At 64.7% G+C, this 21,952-nt stretch carries 19 protein-coding genes and 1 tRNA gene; 12 read left to right on the plus strand and 8 right to left on the minus strand.

The window, feature by feature from the left end:
- Positions 1 to 30: 30 nt before the first annotated feature.
- Positions 31 to 1,656: a DUF222 domain-containing protein gene (locus ABW18_RS18225; protein WP_049700404.1), complete on the minus strand. Its 1,626-nt coding sequence runs from the start codon at positions 1,654 to 1,656 to the stop codon at positions 31 to 33.
- 161 nt (positions 1,657 to 1,817) lie between these two features.
- Here ABW18_RS18225 and ABW18_RS18230 point away from each other — a divergent pair, with 161 nt between their 5' ends.
- Positions 1,818 to 2,699 (plus strand): SCO6745 family protein, encoded by an 882-nt coding sequence (locus ABW18_RS18230; protein WP_049700405.1) that lies wholly within the window; start codon positions 1,818 to 1,820, stop codon positions 2,697 to 2,699.
- A 124-nt stretch (positions 2,700 to 2,823) separates the two neighbouring features.
- Here ABW18_RS18230 and ABW18_RS18235 read toward each other — a convergent pair whose 3' ends face one another.
- Complete coding sequence (locus ABW18_RS18235) at positions 2,824 to 3,789, minus strand: ABC transporter substrate-binding protein (protein WP_049700406.1); 966 nt, start codon at positions 3,787 to 3,789, stop codon at positions 2,824 to 2,826.
- A gap of 100 nt (positions 3,790 to 3,889) precedes the next feature.
- Here ABW18_RS18235 and ABW18_RS18240 point away from each other — a divergent pair, with 100 nt between their 5' ends.
- Together ABW18_RS18240 and ABW18_RS18245 are read left to right on the plus strand one after the other, a co-directional pair.
- Entirely contained in the window at positions 3,890 to 4,351 is a 462-nt protein-coding gene (locus tag ABW18_RS18240) for a nuclear transport factor 2 family protein (protein WP_049700407.1), read from the plus strand.
- A 16-nt stretch (positions 4,352 to 4,367) separates the two neighbouring features.
- Positions 4,368 to 5,033, plus strand: a complete 666-nt coding sequence (locus tag ABW18_RS18245) for a phosphoribosyltransferase (RefSeq protein ID WP_049700408.1) — start codon at positions 4,368 to 4,370, stop codon at positions 5,031 to 5,033.
- Between the two features lie 30 nt (positions 5,034 to 5,063).
- Here the strand turns inward: ABW18_RS18245 and ABW18_RS18250 are convergent, their stop codons facing one another.
- Positions 5,064 to 5,744, minus strand: coding sequence for a YoaK family protein (locus ABW18_RS18250; protein WP_049700409.1), 681 nt, complete (start codon positions 5,742 to 5,744; stop codon positions 5,064 to 5,066).
- Positions 5,745 to 5,981: 237 nt separating this feature from the next.
- On the opposite strand from ABW18_RS18250, the gene ABW18_RS18255 reads away from it, so the two are divergent.
- The 3 genes from ABW18_RS18255 (at position 5,982) to ABW18_RS18265 (ending at position 12,408) form a co-directional block, all read left to right on the plus strand.
- A complete protein-coding gene (locus tag ABW18_RS18255) occupies positions 5,982 to 7,376 on the plus strand; it encodes a carotenoid oxygenase family protein (protein ID WP_049700481.1) in 1,395 nt (464 codons plus the stop codon).
- A 120-nt stretch (positions 7,377 to 7,496) separates the two neighbouring features.
- Positions 7,497 to 10,121, plus strand: coding sequence for a magnesium-translocating P-type ATPase (gene mgtA / locus ABW18_RS18260; protein ID WP_083444448.1), 2,625 nt, complete (start codon positions 7,497 to 7,499; stop codon positions 10,119 to 10,121).
- A 160-nt stretch (positions 10,122 to 10,281) separates the two neighbouring features.
- Positions 10,282 to 12,408, plus strand: coding sequence for an FUSC family protein (locus ABW18_RS18265; RefSeq protein ID WP_049700410.1), 2,127 nt, complete (start codon positions 10,282 to 10,284; stop codon positions 12,406 to 12,408).
- A 46-nt stretch (positions 12,409 to 12,454) separates the two neighbouring features.
- On the opposite strand, the gene ABW18_RS18270 is transcribed toward ABW18_RS18265, so the two are convergent.
- Positions 12,455 to 12,712, minus strand: coding sequence for a hypothetical protein (locus ABW18_RS18270; RefSeq protein ID WP_152930135.1), 258 nt, complete (start codon positions 12,710 to 12,712; stop codon positions 12,455 to 12,457).
- Between the two features lie 369 nt (positions 12,713 to 13,081).
- Positions 13,082 to 13,606, minus strand: a complete 525-nt coding sequence (locus tag ABW18_RS18275; RefSeq protein WP_049700483.1) for an ester cyclase — start codon at positions 13,604 to 13,606, stop codon at positions 13,082 to 13,084.
- Between the two features lie 59 nt (positions 13,607 to 13,665).
- Between ABW18_RS18275 and ABW18_RS18280 the strand changes: the two genes are divergently transcribed.
- Positions 13,666 to 14,304: a TetR/AcrR family transcriptional regulator gene (locus ABW18_RS18280; protein ID WP_049700412.1), complete on the plus strand. Its 639-nt coding sequence runs from the start codon at positions 13,666 to 13,668 to the stop codon at positions 14,302 to 14,304.
- A gap of 41 nt (positions 14,305 to 14,345) precedes the next feature.
- On the opposite strand, the gene ABW18_RS18285 is transcribed toward ABW18_RS18280, so the two are convergent.
- Positions 14,346 to 14,416, minus strand: a tRNA-Gly gene (locus ABW18_RS18285).
- Positions 14,417 to 14,584: 168 nt separating this feature from the next.
- On the opposite strand from ABW18_RS18285, the gene ABW18_RS18290 reads away from it, so the two are divergent.
- The 3 genes from ABW18_RS18290 to dcd all read left to right on the plus strand — a co-directional run bounded on the left by ABW18_RS18290 (position 14,585) and on the right by dcd (position 16,658).
- Positions 14,585 to 15,355 (plus strand): SDR family NAD(P)-dependent oxidoreductase, encoded by a 771-nt coding sequence (locus ABW18_RS18290; RefSeq protein ID WP_049700413.1) that lies wholly within the window; start codon positions 14,585 to 14,587, stop codon positions 15,353 to 15,355.
- A 54-nt stretch (positions 15,356 to 15,409) separates the two neighbouring features.
- Complete coding sequence (locus ABW18_RS22790) at positions 15,410 to 15,979, plus strand: hypothetical protein (protein WP_152930136.1); 570 nt, start codon at positions 15,410 to 15,412, stop codon at positions 15,977 to 15,979.
- Between the two features lie 100 nt (positions 15,980 to 16,079).
- A complete protein-coding gene (gene dcd, locus ABW18_RS18300) occupies positions 16,080 to 16,658 on the plus strand; it encodes a dCTP deaminase (protein WP_049700414.1) in 579 nt (192 codons plus the stop codon).
- Between the two features lie 4 nt (positions 16,659 to 16,662).
- Here dcd and ABW18_RS18305 read toward each other — a convergent pair whose 3' ends face one another.
- Entirely contained in the window at positions 16,663 to 17,949 is a 1,287-nt protein-coding gene (locus tag ABW18_RS18305) for a M20 metallopeptidase family protein (RefSeq protein ID WP_049700415.1), read from the minus strand.
- Between the two features lie 222 nt (positions 17,950 to 18,171).
- On the opposite strand from ABW18_RS18305, the gene ABW18_RS18310 reads away from it, so the two are divergent.
- Together ABW18_RS18310 and ABW18_RS18315 are read left to right on the plus strand one after the other, a co-directional pair.
- Complete coding sequence (locus ABW18_RS18310) at positions 18,172 to 19,593, plus strand: UDP-glucose dehydrogenase family protein (protein WP_049700416.1); 1,422 nt, start codon at positions 18,172 to 18,174, stop codon at positions 19,591 to 19,593.
- Between the two features lie 136 nt (positions 19,594 to 19,729).
- Positions 19,730 to 21,121 (plus strand): hypothetical protein, encoded by a 1,392-nt coding sequence (locus ABW18_RS18315; protein WP_235434438.1) that lies wholly within the window; start codon positions 19,730 to 19,732, stop codon positions 21,119 to 21,121.
- Here ABW18_RS18315 and ABW18_RS18320 read toward each other — a convergent pair.
- Positions 21,098 to 21,952 carry a MerR family transcriptional regulator gene (locus ABW18_RS18320; protein ID WP_049700486.1) on the minus strand — a complete coding sequence of 285 codons (855 nt, stop codon included), beginning with the start codon at positions 21,950 to 21,952 and terminating at the stop codon, positions 21,098 to 21,100. The two genes, ABW18_RS18315 and ABW18_RS18320, sit on opposite strands and share 24 nt — an antisense overlap.

A 21,952-nucleotide genomic window follows, 5' to 3' on the forward strand; every position in this document is an offset into this window, starting at 1 on the left:
GATTTAACCGCGCCGCAATCGGCGCCGCCGTCAGGCGGGTTCGAGTTCGCCGACGGTGATCAGGGTGCCGTCGTGCAGCATGCGCACGATCTCGTCGGCGACGTCCTCGGGGTAGGTGTAGTCGTCGATGGGTCGCGGATTTGCAGGCGGTGGAGTTGCTGATTCTGCTACCGCGGCTGGCGGCGTCAGCTCGGCTCGCCACCGCTCGAGTTTGTCGTCGATGATCGCGTCGAGATCGTGAATGTTGTTGGTGCGCAGCGCAGTAGGCTTCCCGGGGAATGCCGGGTCCGGGTTGGAGCGCCAACCGTATCTCCCGCGGTCGGTGCCGTCGGGGATCTTTTCGGTGGTGAACTGCCCGGGACCGTCGCCGACCGCGCGGTTGTGGGGTCCGCAGGCTGGTGCGAGCTCGTCGATGTCGGTGCGTCCGCCCTTTGCCCAATCCTGTTCGGCGTGGTGGATTTCGCAGTGGCTGAAGGGGCGGGGGCAGTCGGGCATGGAGCATCCACCGTAGTTCGCGAACAGCATGAACCGCTGTGACTCGTTCGCGAGGCGGTTGGCCGTGCCGAAGTAGAGGGGTGCACCGGTGTGCTCGGAGAACACCGCCAGGTGCATGACCGATTGTGCGGCCAAACGGATCAGGTCGGGCATCGGGATGTCGGCGCCGGTGGTGGTCTGTCCGAAGCCCGCGTACTCGCGGAGCTGAGTGTCGGAGATGCGTACGACGAGGTGTGGCGGAAGTCCGCGATGGCTGGCGCCGAGCAGCCCGCCGTCGAGGACGGCCCTGAGAATCGCGGAGAGCGCGTCGTGGTTGCGTTGCGACTGGGTGCGAGTGTCGCGGGCCGCTGCCTCCTTGAGCGCGTCCACATCGGCGAACTCGTTGCTGCCGGTGGGCGAGGCCTCGTCGTCGGGATTGTTCATTCCGGGTGCTGCCCATGCTGCGAGTGCTGTATCGAGCATCGCGCGGGTCGTGGGATCGAGGGTGCCGAGGATTCGTGACATCGACTGTGTGTCCTGATTGTCGACGGTGAGTCGGCGCTGACGCTTGCGGTCATTGTCGTCGGTGATCGTGCCGTCCGGGTCGAGGTAGGCGAGTAAACGGTTGCCTGCGGCGAGAATCTGGCGTGGCGCTAGCTTCTGTGCGAACTCGGCGACTTCGGCTTCGGCGCGGGTCAGTTGCTCCGCATCGATGCCCTCCGGAATCTTGTTCAGCACGGTGAGTGCTGCGGTGAGGTGATCGGCACCGAGCGTGCCGCTGCGCAGTGCGTCGGCGAGCAGCGGGTAGAGCGCGGGCATCGTGTCGCCGGTGATCGTGAAGGTCTCGTTGAGTGCCAGGATCTGCCGCCTGCGCTTGGTTGCGTCGTGCAGGCGCAACGCGCCCATCATGAAGTCCGACAACGAGTGTGTGCCGACAGCGCGATACGCCGCACGATTGGACACATCCATGATTCGACTGTTGCCGATCGAGATCATCCTGCGCGCCGCACGCTCGTGTTCGATCGCCATGGCCGCCACCTCGGCCTCCGTTGCGCCGCTGGTGTCGACGTCGTCGATCTGATCGAGCAATGCGTGCAATTGCTCATACAGCGCAACAGGATTCGGCGCAGCAGTCTCTCCGGCCAGGTGCCCCTCGTGGATGTCTGAACTCTCGGTCCCCATGCCCGCCCCCGCCTCCGGTGTCGAACTGACGTTCTATTTCCAACGTACCCGTCAAATCGGACATGTCAAGGAGAATCTCTTTGCTTGTTGAGTACTGCCCGGGTCGGCCACGTCGACTTCATTCTTGACTCGACGCCTTCCCGACCGCGAGGGTGGAGCACATGGTCACAGTCGACGACACCGCAGCCGCCCGCGCCAGGCTGGCGTACGAAACACTCGAACCTTTCCACGTCCTCGCCTACTTCAACCCGGGACTCGCTGAGGCACAGGGTGATCTGAGCCTCGACCCGCACGCCTTCTACGTAGGAGCGCGAGGGGCTCCACTCGGCGATTGCGCAGCCCCGGTCGTCGTCTCGTCGTTCTACAACTTCGCGCCCGAACTCATCACCAACGCGTGGGAGTCCGCGCGCAAGGTCGGTCTCGACAAGGTTGCCGCGCGTCGAGAGCAGATGCTCGACGCCCAGTTCCGCGAGATTCTGGGCGAGCGGGTCGTCGAACCTGAACTTGCTTCTCTCGCAGAGCGTTACCAAGAGATCGCATCTTGTCTCCCGATGGGAGGTAGGCCGCTGGCCTCGGCATGGGCGGCTCTGACACCGCCGGATTCTCCGCACCTCGAGCTCTGGCACGCGCTGTCCGTACTGCGAGAGTGGCGGGGAGACAACCACATTGCGGTCCTCGTCCAGAACGGTCTCGACGGAATCGACGCGGCAACCTTCCACGAGGCAGGACTGCCCGACCCGACAATTCGACGTCGAGCACTGGGCCGACGACTCGCTCAGTTGACCCGCGGATGGTCGGACGAGGCGTGGGAGGCTTCGGTCGCCAGGCTGGTAGAGCGAGGGCTTGCCACCAGGATCGACGACGATGGGCACGAGTTGACCCCGGCCGGTCTCGATCTCTACCGCGCGATCGAAGCCGAGACAGACGCCATCACCGGTTCGGCTTGGGCGAGTGAGGATGTCGACGAACTGCTCGAGCGTTCCCGGCCGTTCGTGAAGGCCGTGATCGACGCGGGCGTGCTTCCCGGAACCAAGAAGAAGTAGCTGGGTGATCCGATTCTCCTGACCTGATCCCCGTCGGCGCCGCATCGGGCGGCGCCGACGGACCGGCTCACGCGAATCGTCTGTGCGGCAGAGTCGCTGGCTTACAGGTCACTGAATTTGCATGTCACTGAATCTTGGCCAGAGCGGGTTCGACCTTCTTGATCGCCCACGGCACGGAGTAGATCGACGGGCTGCTGAAGGCTGCCGCGTTGTTGTTGTCCAGGTACACAGTGCTGCCGCGCTGTACTGCGGGTAGCGACGTGAAGCCCGGAACCTTCTCGAAGACCTCGGGTCCTCCCGCCAGTGGCCAGAGAATCAGCAGGTCCGAGCGGAGCACGTCGATCCGCTCAGGGGACACGAGAGTGCGATCACCGTTGGGGGACAACGACTTCACCGTCGGGTCGAGTACCAGACCCATCTGACCCATCAGCTTCGACGCCGCATCACTGTCGGAGGTGATCACGCCGAGCTGATTCTCCTGAGTGAACTGTGCGAACGAGAATGTCTTGCCCTGGGCCTTCGGATACGTCGACTTGACCTGCGCCAGTTGATCATTGACCTCTGCGACAGCATCGGCGGCTTGCGTGCGCTTGTCAAAGATCTCGCCTGCCGTGGTGGTCACGTCCTCCCAGCTATCCACCTGGGTGCCCTGCTCGAGCACGGGGATGGTGGGGGCGATCTGCTGCAGGCGTTCCCACGACGCCTTGTCGGGAAGGAAGCCGGCCAGGATGACGTCCGGCTTGTACTTCGCGAGGGTCGCGATATCGGGGGTCGCGGTGTAGGGCACGACGGTCGATGAATGCGCAGGCGTCCACTCGAACCGGTTGTTCTCGCCCGAGTAGCCCTCCAGAACGAACTCTGCGGTGATCGGAACGTCGAGTTTGATCAGAGAGTCTGCCCAGGTCCAGTTCAACGTGACAGGGCGCTTGGGCGTGCTGGGGATCTCGGTGGTGCCGTACTGGTGTGTGATCGTCACCGGCCCGGACGACGACGATGACGAATCGGAATCGGAATCGGCGCTCGAACAGGCTCCGACTACCAGTGACACTGCTGCGAGCACCACCGCGAGATGGCCGAACTTGAATCTCATTAGGCAAAGCTAACTTATGTCCGGTTTGTGCGATAGGCCTGACGCGAGCGGTTGTGCCCAAACGCCCCCGCCGACCGGTCGCGCGGAGTAGACGTTGGGCATGGACGATCTCGAGCAAGTGAAGGCGCTCAAGTACCGCTACCTGCGGGCACTCGACACCAAGGATTGGGATGCATTCGCCGCGACGCTTACCGAGGACGTCACCGGCGACTACGGCGAGAAGCTATCCTTCGGTGACAGAGATGAACTCGTCGGGTACATGCGCAGCTCCGTCGGACCGGGTGTCATCACCGAGCATCGCGTCGATCATCCCGAGATCGTCGTCGCCGGCGATTCCGCTACCGGTCGGTGGTATCTACAGGATCGCGTCATCGTGCCGGAGTTCTCTTTCATGATGATCGGAGCGGCGTTCTACGCGGATACTTACCGCCGAACCGACGACGGCTGGCGCATCTGCGCGACGGGCTACGACCGGACGTACGAGGCGACCGTCGATCTGAAGGACGTACCGAGCTTCTCCGTCACGGTTGGCCGGGCGATCACTCTCGCCACTTCCTCGTGAGTCCGGGGTACCGGTTATGTCGTACCTGTTCGCAGATCGAGCCGATGCCGGGCAACTATTGGCCGAGCGCATCAGGGCCACCGGAGGTCTCTTGCCGGGTTCGTCTGCAGAACAACCGCTTCCGCTGATCGTCGGCCTCGCACGAGGTGGTGTGCCTGTCGCTCGTGAGGTCGCAGAGGCTTTCGACGCTCCGCTCGACGTGCTGGTTGTGCGCAAGCTCGGCGCTCCCGGTCAGCCGGAGTACGCGATGGGTGCTATCGCGGCGGGGCAGGTGTTCGTGGCCGACGACGTGCCGCGGCGACTAGGGGTGTCGGATCGGCAATTGCATGAGATCGTGATGCGCGAAGACGCGCTGCGTATCGAGCGAGAAACGAAATATCGCCAAGAGCGGCAACCGTATTCGTTTGCCGGAAGGTTCGTCGTCCTGGTCGATGACGGGATCGCGACGGGTGCCACGATGGCAGTGGCGGCGCGTGCCGTTCGTGCGGCGGGCGCTGCTGGGATCATGATCGCCGTGCCGACCGCTCCGCGCGATGCCCTGCGCAGATTCGCAGACGATCCCGACATCGACCGGGTGGTGGCAGTCGACGTTCCCGAACCCTTTAGTGCCGTTGGGTTTTCGTACCGCGATTTCGGTCAGGTCCCCGATGATGACGTGGTGAGTTGTCTACGTGATCGATGATGCGGGGCTGCAGCTAGGGGTGCTCCAGGGTCAGGCGGCTGGCCGGGTGCGCACCTGTGCAATGAAGACGGCGAGGCCGATTGCCTCGAGAAGCACCGCTCCCCACAGCGCCGGGCCGATCGTCTGCGCAACGCCTGCGCCGCACAGTGCGCCAACCAGAAAAGCGAGCACCACGATGGCGGTGGCGACAGCGGCGCGGACCTGCGCCGACGACCTCCCGCGTACGAGGTCTGCTGCCGCGGCGACGAACCGCATCAGGTTGCCCGTTGTCGCGATACTGACGAACGAGATTCCGCCCGCGGTGCGGAACAGTTCGAGCCGTACCCCGCCCACGAACGACAAGGGGATCACGAACAGTGCGGCAGGAGCGCTCGACGGCAGACATGCCAGCACGGTGAAGACGACGAGTTGGAAGACGAGCACCGAGCCGAGCGCGCGCGCCGGGAGCGTCGGGACCAGTGTGCGAAGCACTTGGGCGGCAACGAGACCCGCAAGGTAGGCCAGCAACGGCCAGGCGAACTTCGCCCATTCGTCACCCTTGACCAACCCGACCGCCAAGAACACGACGTTGCCGGTCTGTGCGAATCCGAACACCTGGTGTCGCAGATAGAGGAAGGCGTCGACGTACCCGCCGACGACGGTCATCAGCACGGCACTGATGAGTCCGACTTCGCCCCGAGTCGGCGGAAGGAACGCCCGTGTTGCTGCCATCGCCGAAACCTTCCAAATGTCTTGCGTACTCGTGGCGGGTCACCGAAACCTCGCACAGGGACGTGTGTGGTGACCGTGTGTGGTGACACATTAGCCGCGCTGGCCATTATCGGTGATGGCAGTGAACGTCATTGTGTGAATCGGCACCGCCAGACAGTGGCGGGAGAAGTCGCGTATGACGCTCGGCGAGTGGACTCGCGACTTATCCTGTAGGTGGCTCGACAGAGAGTGGACACCATGACCGCCACACCGACCCGACCAACGCCTGTGGAACTCACCCACCACAATCATCTCGCCGGGATCTTTGCGCCGCAGCGAACCGAGGTCGACGTCGCCGACCTGCCGGTGACAGGCGAACTGCCCGAATCGCTGACCGGCAGCTACCTGCGCAATGGACCCAACCCGCGGTTCGATCCGATCGGGTCCTACGTGTACCCCCTCGACGGCGATGCCATGGTGCACCGCGTCAGCATCGAGAACGGGCGGGCGTCGTACATGAATCGCTTCGTCCGCACACCCATGGTGGTAGCGGAAGAGGCTGCCGGACAAGCGATCTGGTCGGGTATCACCGACGGGTACACGCCACCGGCGGAGGAAGTGGGAGACAAGCTTGCCGGGACCGTCCGCGAGCTCCCGGACATCAACATCGTCTCGCATGCCGGCAAGCTGATGGCGATGGCCGAGGCCGATCAGCCGTATCTGCTCAACGCCAAAGACCTTGCGACACTGGGGCGCACCGACTGTTCCGGCGCGATGCGGGTGGGTAGCACCGCTCATCCGAAGCTGGACCCGTCGACCGGCGAGCTCGTGTTGTTCAACTACACGCTTGAGGTTCCATACCTCACGTGGTCGGTGATCAACGCCGATGGCACCACGAAGGTGGAGCCGACGCCCGTCGACGGTCTCACCGACGCGGTGATGATTCATGACATGGCTCTCACGAGCACTTACATCGTATTGTTCCTGTGCCCCTTGATCTTTGACCTGGAAGCGGCGATGACCGGTGGCTCGTTGCTGTCGTGGCGTCCGGATGATGGCACTCGCATTGCGCTGATTCCCCGCGACGGTGGTGCGGTGCGTTGGATCACGACCGACCCGTTCTGGGTGTGGCACTTCGCCAACGCCTTCGACAACCCCGACGGCTCGGTGACCGTCGACTACGTGGAGTGGAGCTATCCCGGCGGTTTCGCGACGGAGCCGAACCCGTCGTCGTCGACCTTGAATCGGGCCGTGGTGTCCCCGGATGGCCGCCTTTCGCGAACCGCCCTCAGCAGAAGAGACACCAACATGGAGTTCCCACGTGTCGACGACCGACTGCTGACCCGTGATCATCGCCGTGTCGCCACCGTGGCCAAGGGGCCCGGTGACGTTGGCGATCAGGACAGTCTGTGGTTCCACGACCTGGTCGCGGATACCGAAACCTGCTGGACCCCCGGCGTTGCCATCGGCGAGCCGATCTTCATCCCCGGCGCCGAGGGCGATTTCTGGGGCGCGATCGGCACCGACCCCGCAGACATGAGCTCGCGGTTCTATCTGCTTTCGGCCGACGATCCGGCGTCCGGTGCGATCGCGACGATCGACCTGCCGCAGCGCGTACCGGCGGGCCTGCATGGGGCGTGGCTGGCTGGGTGAGCATCGTGCCGGTCGGCGGGCAAAGTGCGATCTGCGGCATGTTCGCAACCACTGCGACCTTGGACCTCGATTAGCTGTCCCCGGTATCGGAGGCGGCGAGGAAATAGCAGAATCAGCGGCATGAGTGGTCTGTCGACCGACAGCCCCCGCAGCGGAGCATCGTCGGACATCGTCGCGCACGCCTGGGCGGCGACAACCAGCGATGTCACGAGCGCGCTGGAGACCGGTCCGGGTGGCCTGACCTCGGCGGAGGCTGCGGCCCGACTCATGAGAGACGGTCCGAACGCGCTGCACACCGTGCATGTCCGGCCGCTGCACATCCTGGTCAACCAGTTCCGCAGCGCCCTGATGGTGCTACTGATCGCGACGGCCATCCTCGCCTTTGCGCTCGGCGACCGCAACGACGCGGTGGTGATCGGCATCATCCTCGCGGCGAGCGTTCTCGGTGGATTCGTCAACGAATACCGGGCCGCGAAGGCCACCGAAGCGCTGCACGACCGGGTGCACCACAGCACAACCGTGATCCGTGACGGCACCGCGCAGACGATCGACGTCACCGGACTCGTGGTCGGTGACGTCGTCCGTCTGGTGCTCGGGCAACTCGTGCCCGCCGACATCCGGCTGACCGAGGTCACCGATCTGGATTGCAACGAGGGCGTGCTCACCGGCGAGTCCACTGCCGCCGCCAAACAGATCGACCCACTGCCCGCCGATACGCCATTGGCCGACCGCACCAATTGCGCATACATGGGGACGGTGGTGCAGTCGGGTACCGCTACCGGGATCGTCGTCGCGACCGGAGCACACGCGGAATTCGGTGCCGTCGCAGCAGGTCTCGGGGGCGATCCGCCGCAGACCGCGTTCCAGAAGGGCCTGTCCCGGTTCTCGGTGCTGCTGCTGCAGGTGGCGATCGTCCTGACGGTGTTCATCATCGCTGCGAACCTCATCCTTGGCCGGCCGCTCGTCGAGTCGTTGCTCTTCGCCCTCGCGATCGCGGTCGGAATCACCCCGCAACTGCTGCCCGCCGTCGTCACCACCGCCCTTGCCGCCGGCTCCCGACGACTTGCCGCGGCAAAGGTGCTGGTCAAACGTCTGGTGGCGATCGAGGACCTCGGCGACATCGACATCCTGCTGACCGACAAGACAGGCACCCTCACCGAGGGGCAGATATCGCTGATCGGCGCGCTGGCCCCCGACGGCCGACCCGACGACGACGTACTGCTCACCGGTCTGCTGGCCACCGACGCCGCCGACACGCAGTCGTCGAGCGGCAACGAACTCGATACGGCGCTATGGCGCGGCGCCGGGCCGGTCGCGGACCGGGTGACCGCTTATCACCGAATCGCCACACGGCCGTTCGATCACGTCAGGCAGATGGCGTCGGCGATCTCGGCGGGACCCGATGGCCGACACACTCTGGCCGTCAAGGGCGCACCGGAGCGAATCCTCGAGCGCTGCACTGGAACCGGACCGGAGGCCGAGGAGACGCTCGACCGGCTGTTCGCGCAGGGCTCGCGAGTGGTGGCGCTGGCCACTCGGGAGATGCCCGCCACTCAGACCACGATCGGCGACGACGACGAACGCGAGCTGACCCTGGTCGGTTTCCTCGTGTTCCTGGACCAGCCGAAAAAGTCGGCGGCACAATCACTTCGCGATCTCGACAACCTGCACATCACGGTCAAAGTGGCCACCGGTGACAACGTGGTGGTGGCCGACAAAGTCGTCGCCGACCTCGGTATGACGTCGGGTGGCAGCATCACCGGGGCCGAACTCGACCGTCTCGACGACGAGGAGTTCACCCGAGCGGCCCGGGAGCGCACAGTGTTCGCTCGGGTCACACCGGAGCAGAAGGCACGGATCGTCAGCGCGCTGCAGACGCACGGGCAGTCCGTCGCCTTCCTCGGCGACGGGGTCAACGACGCCCTGGCCCTGCACCGCGCCGACGTCGGCATCTCGGTCGACAGCGCCACCGACGTCGCGAAGGATTCCGCTGATGTGGTTCTGCTGGAGAAGGACCTCGGTGTGCTCGCGCGGGGCGTTGCCGAGGGACGACGCACCTTCGCCAACACGATCAAGTACGTGCAAATGAGCGCATCGAGCAACTTCGGCAACATGTTCAGCGCGGCCGGTGCCTCCGCGGTCCTGCCGTTCCTGCCGATGATGCCCAGCCAGATCCTGCTGAACAATCTGCTCTACGACTCGAGCCAGCTTGCGATCCCAAGCGACCGGGTCGACGCCGAAGCCCTGCGGTCGCCGTCGCACTGGGATATCGCTGCGATCCGGCGGTTCATGGTGTTCTTCGGTCCGATCAGTTCGCTGTTCGACTTTCTGACCTTTGCCGCGCTGATCAAGATCTTCCATGCTCAGGCCACCGAGTTCCACACGGCATGGTTCGTGGAATCGCTGGCGACTCAGATACTGATCGTGTTCGCGATCCGCACTCGTCGTATCCCTTTCTTCCGCAGCCGCCCGTCGGCGCTGTTGATCGCGGCGGTCGGAATAGTGCTGGTGATCGGGGTGGTGCTGCCGTTCACTCCGTTGGCCAGGCCACTTGGCTTCGAGGCGTTGCCAGTGTCGTTCTACGTGTTCCTGCTCGTGATGGTGATCGGCTATCTGGTCGTCGTGGAACTCGCGAAACACGTGTACTACTCGACCGCGACGTTCCGGCCACAGCTGCCGCCGCGCTGGCGTGGGCTTCAACACCGCCTGGAACGCCGTTCCTCACGCTTCACCGCTGTGGCGTGACCGAGAGTGGGTGTGACCGGGAGTGGCACCTCGAAAGCACTTGCGAAAGAATGCCATTCGGCGCGGCCCCCGGTTCCCGCAACATAGAATCCGAGAGCAAAAACAGGACCTCGGAGTGGATGTGCACAACTCACAATCTTCGATAATCAGATCACTCCGGGTGTACGACCCGGGCCACACCTGGCTGATCTATGCCACGTCGACGACGATCGCGACGGCGTTGGGGATTCTGGTTGCCCACTTCGTCATCGTGGCCACCCACGGACCCGACATTCTGCTGGTGACAGGCGGAATCATCGGCATGGTCGCGTTCGGAGCGACCGGTGACGTCACGGCGAAAGCCCGCTGGCTGACGTCGGTGACCGTCGTCGTCCCGGGGCTGGCCGCAGCGGCGCTGGGTGTCGTGCTGACGCATCATTCTCCTGCTGAGATCGTCGTGTCGATACCCATGGCCGGATTCTGTATCTGGGTACGACGATTCGGTTGGCGCGGCCTGGCCGTGGGTGGTGTGACTTTCTTCGCCTACCTGATGGCGATCTTGGCCATGCGAGAGCCCGGGGCGAACCTGCAGCAGATCCTTCTCGTCGTCGGAGGCGCACTCCTCTGCGGTGTGCTCCTGCGGACGGTGATGCTGATCGAGTTCCCGGCACGCCGACTCAGGTTGCACCTGCGGCAGTTTCGGGCGTCGTGCGCCGAAGCGCTCGAGCGGTCCCAACGACCCGGAACCGACGCCGAGATCCTGGTGCCGGTGAATCACCTGCCTGACCTCACCCTTGCCATGGCCGGGTGGCTACAACAGTTTGACGTCGCGTCGCTCGGAGTGGACCCGAACACGCTGCGCCGCACAATGTTCGACGCACAAAGCGCAACTGAGCTGGCATGCGAACAATTGCAGTCTCTAGCGAAATCGGGTGTCGATCCGCATTCGGATGCCACGCTCTCCGGTGTCCTTGATGCGCTGATGACCGTCGTTAGCGGCACGCCGTCGAGCCACGACGTCGCGGCCGTGGAACTCACGGCACGCTCGGCGATCACCACGGTCGACCCGTCGACTCCACTTGGCCTGACAACGCTTTTCGTCTCCCGCGCGCTGCTCGCCCAACTCGACCTCGACGACGCCGCGCGTGGCGATGCCGACGTGGATAACCCCAGCCCGCCCGAACCCGTCGTGTCTGATGCCGATGTCTCCACTACCGATGGGGCCGCCACCGACGACCACGTCACCAATAACACTGCGGCCGTGGTGCGTTGGTGGGACCACCTGCGGCCAACCTCGCGGATGGCGATTCAGGTGATGGTGGCGACCGCCATCGCAGCGGGTGTGGGACAGGCGATCGCAGCGGGGCGTTGGTACTGGGCGGTGATGACGACGTTCATTGTCTTCATGACCGCCGCCACCCGTGCCGACGTGCTGACCAAGTCGTCGTGGCGCGTTGTCGGGACTCTGGTGGGGGTGGCATTCGGTGCGGTGGTGGCAATCCTGCTCGTCGGGCACCCGCTCCCGCTGTCCATCCTCTTCTTGGTCTGTGTCTTCTTCGGCTACTACTACCAGGGCGCCAACAACGGTATGCCCACCATCTTTTTCACGATCCAGTTCGCGGTCATCTACGCCCTCCTGGGCTTCCACAACTGGACGCTCGCCTTCGTTCGACTCGACGAAACCATCGCGGGTGCGATCGTCGGCGTGGTGTGCGCTTACATCGTCACGTCGCAGCGATCCGACGGTGCTGTGGCCGCCAGCGTCGACAAATACTTTGCGGCACTTGATCATCTGATCGTGTCGTGCGGTGAGGCGCAGACGTCCGCGCATCAGTCGAAGCCCGTCGTCGACGCGGCGATCGCACTCGACAACGCGCATCAGGGGGTTCGGTCGACCCTGTCGAACATGGCGGCGGCGATGCTCGTCGGTCTCGGCGCACGACGCCGCGCTCGTTCACTACAACTCGGCCGCCTCACTCGAAGTGCACACGTGCTGGCGCAGACTTCGAGTGCGCTGTCTGCCGACCCATCACTCGTGTACACCGGGCACGACGCCGAGGTGGTTGGGGCCGCGGTCAGCCGACTGCGAGCCGACGCCGAGGACCTCCATCAGGTCTTTCTGGAACAGCCCGTGGCACACGCCGAACGAGGTGAATCGTTGGCGCAGTTGCTCAGTGGCGTCGACGCCCGACCGGATACCGCCCGCGGCGCAGGTGTCGCTGCGTCCGTGCGCCTGGACCATCTCCTCCGCACGCTTCCGGATACCGTTGCCGCTCCCGTCGCGTCTACTACTCCGAGCCGACAATGACAGCACCCAGGCGACGGCGCACAAGGGGCCACGTTAACCAGAGCGGTTACGTCGGCGGCGGCAGTGTGACCACTGGACACGGATACGTGGCGCCGGGAGGGTCACACTCGACGTAGGCGCACACACCGCCGGAATTGAACTGACTGCACAGCATGACCGGCGGCACCCCGTCGAACTCAGGGCCGCCGCCCCGCAACGTGATGGTCACCGAATCGATCGAATCAGCGTCCACATCAACGTATTTCGACAGAATCGCGTTCACTTCCAGTAATGCCTCAACGGCTGCGGATCGCAGCACGCGCACCCGCTCCAGGTCACCCGCTGATATGGGAACGCCCTCTTCGTTCGGCGTTTGCGCCGGACTCGCATCATCTCCACAACACATGATTCCTCCGATCGACGGTCATCCGATCGCCCACATGCGGGGCTTGTAACAAGAATGGGCCGCCTCACCTGCCAGCGCCGCCTGAAAGCCAGTTTCTGTCGGTTGATCGATCGATATGGCTGATCGCCGTCGGCTGCGTGATGGTCGTGGCGAACGCGGCCGCCTCTCAAGCCTGTGCTGTCTCGCTGATCGAATAGCCAGGCGAGCGCACGCCCTTCGGCACGCTCGCGAGCTCTCTGCTTAGAGACCGCCGAGCGTATCGAGACTCCCGAGCGATGCGAATCTCGTTCAGCGCGAGCCGGATTCGGCGCGCTGCGCCACGCGCTTCGCTTGGGCGCACTGCCAGAGGTAGCGAGGTGACGGGGGGAACCAGCCCAGTTGCTGTCCCATCCCGAGGTCGTCACGGTTGGCCCAGTGTTCGGCGCACAGCCCGTCGCGCATGCGGAACCAGTGGGTCTGGGTTACCGCGAAGGTCTTGCCGGTCGGCGCGAACACCTGCTCCACGCGGCCGGCAGCGTCGTAAACGACGAACGGTCCGCGGTGTGTGCCGGACATTGTCGCGTGGACGACCACCAATTCGCCGTCGACGACGGCGACATGCGGTTCATGACGCAGATCCGGGAAGGCGGCCCGCAACCAGAGCGCGGACGCCCAGAACGCTTCCGGCCCCACGCCGCGACAGTTCGGTGGCTCCGCGTGCGCCTCCCGATTCACCGCATCGGGATGCATCGTCGCGTCGAACGCTGCCCGGTCGCCGGCACCCATGTCGGTCACTGCGCGAACGGCCACCCCAGCTGGTTCCTGAATACTCATGACGACCTTCGACTTTCGATACATAGAGACTGTATTGAAAATCAAGTATTGATTACAGGGTGACTGGAGTCAATAGAAGGCGAGGCTACGACGCGTCGGGGCGACGCGACCAGGCCCGTGCCCGACGGCGCCAGATCGTTCTGTCCGCCACAGAGTTGTTCGAGCGCAACGGTTTCGGAGTCACGGTCGCCGACATCGCAGACGCCGCCGATGTCTCCCCCGAAACCATCTACAAGTCTTTCGGCGGCAAGGCCGGACTCATCAAGGTCGCCTTCGACCAGGCATTGGCTGGCGACGACCAAGAAGTCGAGGTGGCCGACCGGCCCGAGACCCGGGCCGTCGAGACCGAACCCGACCCCCGCCGCAAGCTCGAGTTGTACGTGGCGGCAGCGGTGCCGCGGATGGTCCGTGCCGGACGGCTGATGCTGGCGATCCGCGACGGCGCACGCACCGATCCAGCACTACGCGAGCTGTGGACGACTGCGCTACAGCAGCGACTGTTCGGGATGACCAAACTCGCCGAGCACCTCGCCGACTCCGGCAGCCTGCGGGCCGGGGTCACCGTCGAACACGCACGGGACACGCTCTGGACATTGATCGCGCCGGAACTCTATGAACTGCTTGTCGTGATGCGTGGCTGGACGATCCCCGACTACCGGGACTGGATGGTCCGCGCGATGATCGCCGAACTGGTCTGAGCCGAACCGGTTCGGGCTACGTGACATCGCGGTGATATGAGAGCCGATGACGGGAATCGAACCCGCGTATTCAGCTTGGGAAGCTGATGTTCTGCCATTGAACTACATCGGCGTGCGAGGTCTGCTCGCGAACGACAGCCTAGCAAACCCAGGCCCCGATGACGGTGACCGGCCGCGACGTCGCGGCTATCCTCGCGACCAGGCTCGCGTAGGCGCCCGGTGCGACACACCGCCTGCGACACACAGCTGCGACAGACAAACGACGACGGGGAGACCACTCATGGAGTACCGCAACCGCACAGCACTCATCACCGGGGCGAGCGGAGGGATCGGCGAACAGTTCGCGCGCGCCCTCGCGGCACGAGGTGCCGACCTGATCCTGGTCGCTCGCAGCGAGGACAAGCTGGTCGCGCTCGCCGACGAGTTGGCGTCGCGCCACGGAGTCCGCGCCGAGGTCATCCCCGCCGACCTTTCGATACCGGGCGCAGTCGACAAGGTTGTCGCCGACGCAGATGGCCGCGGGCTGCGCGTCGACGTCCTGGTCAACAACGCGGGTTTCGGCACCTTTGGATACCTCGCCGACGCCGACCCGTCGCGCATCCGCGACGAGGTCCAGCTCAACGTCGGCGCACTCACCGACTTCACCACGGTCTACATCAAGCGCATGGCTGAAGCGGGTACAGGGGCGATCGTGAATATCGCCAGTAATGCTGCGTTCCAACCGGTTCCGAGCATGGCGGTCTACGCGGCCACCAAGGCATACGTGCTGTCGCTGAGCGAGGCGCTCTGGTCGGAGGGCAAGCGCAAGGGCGTCCACGTCCTCGCCGTCTGTCCCGGAGCCACCGACACCGAGTTCTTCGACGTTGCGGGCGACGGCTCGGCGATGAAGTCGCGGCGCACGACCGAGCAGGTCGTCGACACTGCGTTCAAGGCGCTCGAGGCCGGCAAGCCGAGCGTCGTCGACGGTCTCGTCAATCGCATCGGTGCGTACGGTGCACGGCTCGCTCCGCGTCGGCTCGTGCTGGCTATCGCCGAGCGCGCCGTGAGCTGAGCAAGTAGTCCATTACCGGCGCCAACCAGCGGCGGACGGAGTAAACCGATTGCCATGCGATCGAGATGGGTAATGCTGGCAGCGGCGTCGGTTCTCGTCCTCGCGGGCTGCGCCACGGACTCGGGCACCGCGACGACCACCAGTCAGCACAAATCGAGTGCCCCGGCAGTCACGGTGACGGTTACCGCGTCGACGCAGACGCCCACGGTGACGACCACCGCACCGCCGGAGACACCCACAGTCGCCCCGGTCAACGAGGGTGCCCAGTGCGGCCCGATCGGGGCGACCGCAGTATTCGCGGACGGCTCGACGGCCTACTGCTCTCGTCTCGCGGGTACCGATAACGCGGTGTGGTCCAGCGTTCAGGGTGTCGCACCCAATCCGAATCTGCCTGAGACCACCACCGCGGGACCGGCGCTCGGCGACAACTGCATCGGCGCGGACATCGGCCGGACAGCCGTCGACGCCAACGGCAACGCCATCATCCGCACCGACTATCAGTGGCAACTCAACACCGGTCAGACTCCCGAGCACAAATGGGCCGACGACCAGCGGGCGTGGTCGGACTGCATCCAGACCAAGACAACCGAGGAGTGCCGCGCAGAGCTCAATTCCGGGGGTTGAGGCGCCCTGCGTCGCACGGTTCCGTCCCGATAACCCGGTGTGAGACCGCAGAACGCCGTCGTCGTACCTGCACCAGACACCGTCCGATACGCTCGCAGGCGTGCTGCTCTCCGATCGCGACATCCGCTCCGAGGTCTCCGACGGCAACCTGTCGATCGACCCGTTCGATCCTGCTCTCGTGCAGCCGTCGAGCGTCGACGTCCGGCTCGACAATCTGTTCCGGGTCTTCAACAACACCCGCTACACCCACATCGACCCGGCGCAGCGGCAGGACGAGCTGACAACGCTCGTCGAACCCGCAGACGGCGAGCCGTTCGTTCTGCATCCGGGCGAGTTCGTCCTCGGCTCGACGCTGGAGATCTGCAGCCTGCCCGACTATCTGGCAGGCCGACTGGAGGGCAAGTCGTCGCTCGGCAGGCTCGGTCTGCTGACACATTCGACGGCGGGCTTCATCGATCCGGGTTTCTCCGGCCACATCACGCTCGAACTGTCTAACGTCGCCAACCTGCCGATCACGCTCTGGCCCGGCATGAAGATCGGGCAGCTCTGCCTGTTCCGGCTCAGCAGCCCGTCGGAAAATCCCTACGGCAGCGCCGCGGTCGGATCGAAGTATCAGGGCCAGCGCGGCCCGACGCCGTCGAAGGCGTATCTGAACTTCATCCGCGACGCCGACAAGTAGTCCGTCAGCTCGACTCCGCCAGGTGTGCGTAGGCGACGTGCACGAAGATCCGCAGATAGTCGAGCAGAGCGTCGTCGTCGGCGTAGAAATCCGGTGAGTGATTCGACGCGAGGCCGCGCCCACCCGGCGTCGGAGTCAATCCCTTGGCGCTGACCTGAGCGTCCTGCACGCCGTAGGTGAAGTAGGCGCCGCCGAAGTCGCGCACGAACACCGAGACGTCGTCATATCCGAGCGCTCCGGGCACGTCGACGACGCGCTCCTTGCCGATGACGTCGTCGATCACAGGTCGAATCCTGTTGACCCACTCCGGTGTATTGACCACGGGCGGAACATCCTGCAGATACTCGACGGTCGCGCTCGCGCCGTACGCCGCAGCGGTGTTCTCGGCGAGACGTCGGAGTTTGTCTTGTACCGCAGTCATATCGGCGCCGTCGAGGCAGCGGATGGTGCCCCAGAGCGTCACTGTCTGGCCGATGATGTTGAAGCGTCCGACGTCGTCGACGTGTCCGAACGACACCGTGATGGCGTCGTTCGCGGGCACCTGCCGGTAGATCTGCGCGCTTCCGGAAATAATCTCGGCTGCAACGGGATACGGGTCGATTCCCATCCACGGTGTCGACCCGTGGACCTGTTTGCCCTCGACGGATATCTTGATCATGCACGACGCCGCGTACTGATTTCCCACGTGTACACCGACCATCCCGATCGGCAGCGGCACGACGTGCATTCCGAAGACCATGGTTGGGGTGTGGTCGGCGAAGGCGTTGTCGTCGACCATCGCCTGCGCGCCACCGCTCTCGCCGACGGGCGCTCCTTCTTCGGCCGGCTGAAAGATGAACATGACGTCGCCGGGCAACCGATCGCGAACCGAGGCCAACACATGCGCGGCAGCGAGAACCGTTGCCGTGTGGCAATCGTGGCCGCACGCATGCGCAACGGGGAACGGGCCGCCCGGATAGTCGTTGTCGACGACGGTCGACGCGAAGTCGACCCCTGACGTCTCCTTGACGGGCAGTGCATCGATGTCTGCACGGAGCGCGGCCAGGCGTTTGTCGCCTTCGCCTTCACTCTCGCCCCCGCGGAGGATGGCCACCACGCCGGTGCCCGCGATACCGCTGCGGATCTCGTCGATACCTGCGTCGCGTAGACGTTCGACGATGAACTCCGCGGTGTGATGCTCGCGATTGGAGAGCTCGGGATGAGAATGCAGGTGGTGTCGCCAGGCGACGAGGTCATCGAAGACATCGCGTGCTGCGGAATCGAGGGCCGAAGCGATCGTCGAGGAGGTCACATAATCGAGTGTGCCCGCGAACCCGGTCCGGCGGTGCCGAATTCGCCGGTGATGTCGGTATTCTCTTGCCGAATTCGACGAGGCGTTGTCCTGCGATTCTCCTGCCGGGTCACCTCGATTCGACTGCCGTTCAACACCTGAACACGACGTTCACACGCGCGCCTGCGACTGGTCACGTGCTCGTAGCAAGTTGGCAGATCGGCCCACGTAGTCACTTCAGGTATGAAGCTGACAGTGATCGGGTGTGGATACCTGGGGGCGACACACGCAGCGTGTATGGCCGAACTCGGACACGACGTGCTCGGCGTCGACGTCAATCCGGATAAGGTGGCTCGCCTGTCGTCGGGCGAGGTTCCGTTCTTCGAACCAGGACTCGGAGACATTCTGCGCCGCAACATCTCTGCGGGAGGACTCTCGTTCACCACCGAGGCCGACGCCGCTGCCGCACACGGTTCGGTGCACTTCATCGGGGTGGGTACACCGCAGCGGGCACGTGGGCATGCGGCCGACACGTCGTATGTCGAAAGTGCGGTGGACGCACTGGTGCCACACCTGCGTGGTGACCACCTGATCGTCGGCAAATCGACTGTCCCAGTGGGCACCGCAGCGTCGCTGGCTCGACGGATCAGCACGTTGACGGCACCAGACGCCACTGTTGACCTCGCGTGGAACCCCGAGTTCTTACGCGAAGGCTACGCCGTCGAGGACACGCTTCGTCCCGATCGGCTGGTTATCGGCACCGATCCGGATTCCGACGCGCGGGCCGCACGTGCGGTGCTGCGTGATGTGTACCGCGAGATCATCGACACCGGGCTTCCGGTCATCGAAACCGACTGGTCCACAGCAGAGTTGGTGAAGGTATCGGCGAATGCCTTTCTCGCTACGAAGATCTCGTTCATCAACGCGATCAGTGAACTCTGTGAGATCGTCGGCGCTGATGTCTCGACGCTCGCCGACGCGATCGGTCACGATAAGCGGATCGGGCGCCGATTCCTCAACGCGGGCCTGGGATTCGGCGGCGGGTGTCTGCCCAAGGACATTCGGGCGTTCGAGGCGCGCGCCGAAGAACTAGGGGCGCATGGAGCTCTCCGATTCCTGCGCGAGGTCGACACGATCAACATGCGACGACGCTCCGCCATGGTCGAGCTCATCGCACAGGTATGCCCGCGAGAGTTGTTGGGCGCCAACATCGCGGTACTCGGCGCGGCCTTCAAGCCAGAGAGTGACGACGTGCGCGATTCACCCGCGCTGAGTGTCGCAGGACAATTGGCACTACGCGGGGCGTCGGTCACGGTATTCGACCCGAAGGCCAACGCCAACTCCCAACGGATGTATCCGATGCTCGGCTATGCCGATTCGGCCGCAGAGGCCGCCCAGGACGCCGACGTCGTCGCAATCGCCACCGAATGGGCGCAGTTCGTGCACATGGCGCCATCGGAACTCGATCCAGTCGTGCGTTCACGCGTTATCGTCGACGGTCGTCGCTGTTTGGACCCACAGTCGTGGCGGCGAGCAGGCTGGTCGTACGCCGCGCTCGGTGGCGCGGTTGCGACTCCGGAGAACGCGTTCGACGCAGATCAGCGTGCTTCGGCCGGTCTCGGCCGCGGGTCCTTCGAAGGTGCGACACAAGTGGCGCACCGCTGACGTCATGCTAGGTTGAACACTCAGAAGTGCGGGGGAGTGGTCGAACGAGCGCGGCACGGGTGAACGAACACAGGTTTACCGGGCCCGACTCACGAGAATGCGCGTGGGGTTTCTCGATGACGGGGACTACCGAACTATGGACAACGGGGCGATCCCGAACGGGGTGATCGAAGACGGGCGGGTTATCGACGCGTCCGTGATCAGTCGTGTCTCCGACCACCTCCGACGCCGCCACTCGACGCTCGTCGACTCTTTCGCTGTGGTGAGCGTCGCCGAGGACGGTGTCGATGTGACGCTCGTCGACGTCGAATCCGGTGCGGCCGTCGTACGCAGACGCGCCGCAGGCACAAGCGGAGCCGAACTCGACGCCCTCATCTCCGACCACCTCGTGCGCGCGGGCCGCGTCGACGCCCCCGACTCCGACGAGTGGACGGCAGAACTGCACCTCCTGAGTCACAAGGGCCGATACCGCCTCGCCGAGTCCGACGGCACGTTCATCATGGGCGAGAAGCACGTCCGACTGTTCCGTGTCACACGACGCGACGTCGCACAGTCGACACTCGCCCGCGCCGAGAACGTGCCCGACGCTGTCGCGCAGTGCGCGGAATCGACGGGTCGTCAGGTCAGCGCGATGGTCTTCGATTCGACGCACACCGTGTGGCCAGGACTCCCGGAATTGCTCGCTCCGGTCGCCGACGTCCCGATCGTCGTTCTCGACGACGTGACACTGGCGATGCCCGACGCTGCCGCCGTGCAGGGGCCAGCCGCGGTACGGGGGCCAGAACCAGTGGCCGAGACCACCGATCACGTCGAGGTCCACCGCGAGCCGGTCGCGCACGTGGGTGCAGACCCCGTCGCGGAGCCCGAGGGTGCCCCCGTCGCGGGAATCCGTGGCGACTCGGTCGTAGAAGCGGGCCATGCACAACTGCCACTCGACCCGCCGCTCGCTCCGCCGGCGCGGTCCGTCGACAACGAGTTCGATGTGACTGATCGGATCGAGCCCGTCAGGCTCGCGTACTCAGATCCGTCGGCGCCCGCGTATCTGCACTCCGTGGGTGTTGGGCGAAACACCGAAAACTACTTTCCGGCAGACGAATTCGTTCCGATATCCCCCAGAATCGAGCCTCGCGAGCAAGAAGCCGTAGCGGTTGATGCGGCAGCGGTTGACAAGACACCGCCGCGCGGTCGAAAGAGGATCCTGATCGGTGCCGGCGCAGTCGGCGTCGTCGGAGTTGCCTTGGCTGCCACCGCACTTGGGCTCAGTGGTGGTTCCGCTTCGCCATCGGCGTCGAACCCGGTCACCACGACGCACAGTTCGACGACAACGCAGCTGTACGCAGATCTCGCCGACCTCAACGAGGCTCGCGCACCCGCTGCTGCCTACGTGCCTCCACCCCCGCCGCCGCCGCGGACCAAGGAGTCGCAGCGCGCCGAACAACCGCGCCCGCGCAGCAATCCTCGGCCGAAACCCAAACCGCGAGCGGTCATTCCGCTACCCGGAGGGTTACCCCCGATCGTCGTTCCCTGACCGCTTTCGTCCCTTGGCGGTCGAGCTCTGGCGTTCGCCCCGTATGTCGAGCGGATCCTGGTCGACGGAGTCGTCGGCGATGGCGAGATAGTCGTCGAGCTGACGAGCCATGTCGCGATCGAGCGCGCGGTCGAGAGCATTGTGCGCGATCGTCGACCCCGCTCGTCTGAATTCGACGAGAAGGTCACGCACCCAATCTGCCTCGGCAGCGGTCTGCGGTATCCAACCGTCCTTGTATTCTTCGGCGATCGTCCCGCGTCCGGCCGAGATGAGTGCCTCCGCAACCGAATCCATCTGTGTACTGAGGTTCTCATGCACGGAGAGAATTGAATTCAGTGTCAGACCGCGCCGCACGAGGCGGGCATATGCGTCGATGGTGTCTTGGTCGAGCACCGTGAATGACGTTGGGGGATCTGCTGTCCCCTCCGGCTTGATCAATCCGAGGTCGGTCAATCGCGTGAAGTATGCGGGGTTGCTGTTGTTGAGCAACTCGCGCAGTTCGTCGGCGCTCACCGAGGTCTTCGTCGTGTTCCCCCACGGGGCGGCGACCACTTCGCGCAGCCCGAGGACGTCGGCGAGGTCGTCGCCGCGCTGGATTCCGGTGAGGAATTCGCCGATATGGCGGATGGTGAATCCACGGCGGAGCAGATCGTTGATCACCCTGAGGCGATCGAGGTGAAGGTCGGTATAGATCGCAATGCGCCCGCGGCGCAGGGGCCTCGGCAACAGTCCGCGATCCTGATATCCGCGGACGTTGCGTGTGGTGGTCCCGGCCACCCGCGCCAGATCATCGATCCGGTACTCGTTGGTGGCCTTGTCGTCGCTGCTCAT

Origin of the sequence: Gordonia jacobaea (assembly GCF_001186365.1) — a bacterium.
GTDB classification, from domain to species: Bacteria; Actinomycetota; Actinomycetes; order Mycobacteriales; family Mycobacteriaceae; genus Gordonia; species Gordonia jacobaea.

Excerpts from the sequence above, each read along its gene's own strand:
- ABW18_RS18225 (WP_049700404.1), bottom strand. The coding sequence starts at position 1,656 with ATGGGGACCGAGAGTTCAGACATCCACGAGGGGCACCTGGCCGGAGAG.
- ABW18_RS18230 (WP_049700405.1), top strand. The coding sequence starts at position 1,818 with ATGGTCACAGTCGACGACACCGCAGCCGCCCGCGCCAGGCTGGCGTAC.
- ABW18_RS18235 (WP_049700406.1), bottom strand. The coding sequence starts at position 3,789 with ATGAGATTCAAGTTCGGCCATCTCGCGGTGGTGCTCGCAGCAGTGTCA.
- ABW18_RS18240 (WP_049700407.1), top strand. The coding sequence starts at position 3,890 with ATGGACGATCTCGAGCAAGTGAAGGCGCTCAAGTACCGCTACCTGCGG.
- ABW18_RS18245 (WP_049700408.1), top strand. The coding sequence starts at position 4,368 with ATGTCGTACCTGTTCGCAGATCGAGCCGATGCCGGGCAACTATTGGCC.
- ABW18_RS18250 (WP_049700409.1), bottom strand. The coding sequence starts at position 5,744 with ATGGCAGCAACACGGGCGTTCCTTCCGCCGACTCGGGGCGAAGTCGGA.
- ABW18_RS18255 (WP_049700481.1), top strand. The coding sequence starts at position 5,982 with ATGACCGCCACACCGACCCGACCAACGCCTGTGGAACTCACCCACCAC.
- mgtA (WP_083444448.1), top strand. The coding sequence starts at position 7,497 with ATGAGTGGTCTGTCGACCGACAGCCCCCGCAGCGGAGCATCGTCGGAC.
- ABW18_RS18275 (WP_049700483.1), bottom strand. The coding sequence starts at position 13,606 with ATGAGTATTCAGGAACCAGCTGGGGTGGCCGTTCGCGCAGTGACCGAC.
- ABW18_RS18290 (WP_049700413.1), top strand. The coding sequence starts at position 14,585 with ATGGAGTACCGCAACCGCACAGCACTCATCACCGGGGCGAGCGGAGGG.
- ABW18_RS22790 (WP_152930136.1), top strand. The coding sequence starts at position 15,410 with ATGCGATCGAGATGGGTAATGCTGGCAGCGGCGTCGGTTCTCGTCCTC.
- ABW18_RS18310 (WP_049700416.1), top strand. The coding sequence starts at position 18,172 with ATGAAGCTGACAGTGATCGGGTGTGGATACCTGGGGGCGACACACGCA.
- ABW18_RS18315 (WP_235434438.1), top strand. The coding sequence starts at position 19,730 with ATGGACAACGGGGCGATCCCGAACGGGGTGATCGAAGACGGGCGGGTT.
- ABW18_RS18320 (WP_049700486.1), bottom strand. The coding sequence starts at position 21,952 with ATGAGCAGCGACGACAAGGCCACCAACGAGTACCGGATCGATGATCTG.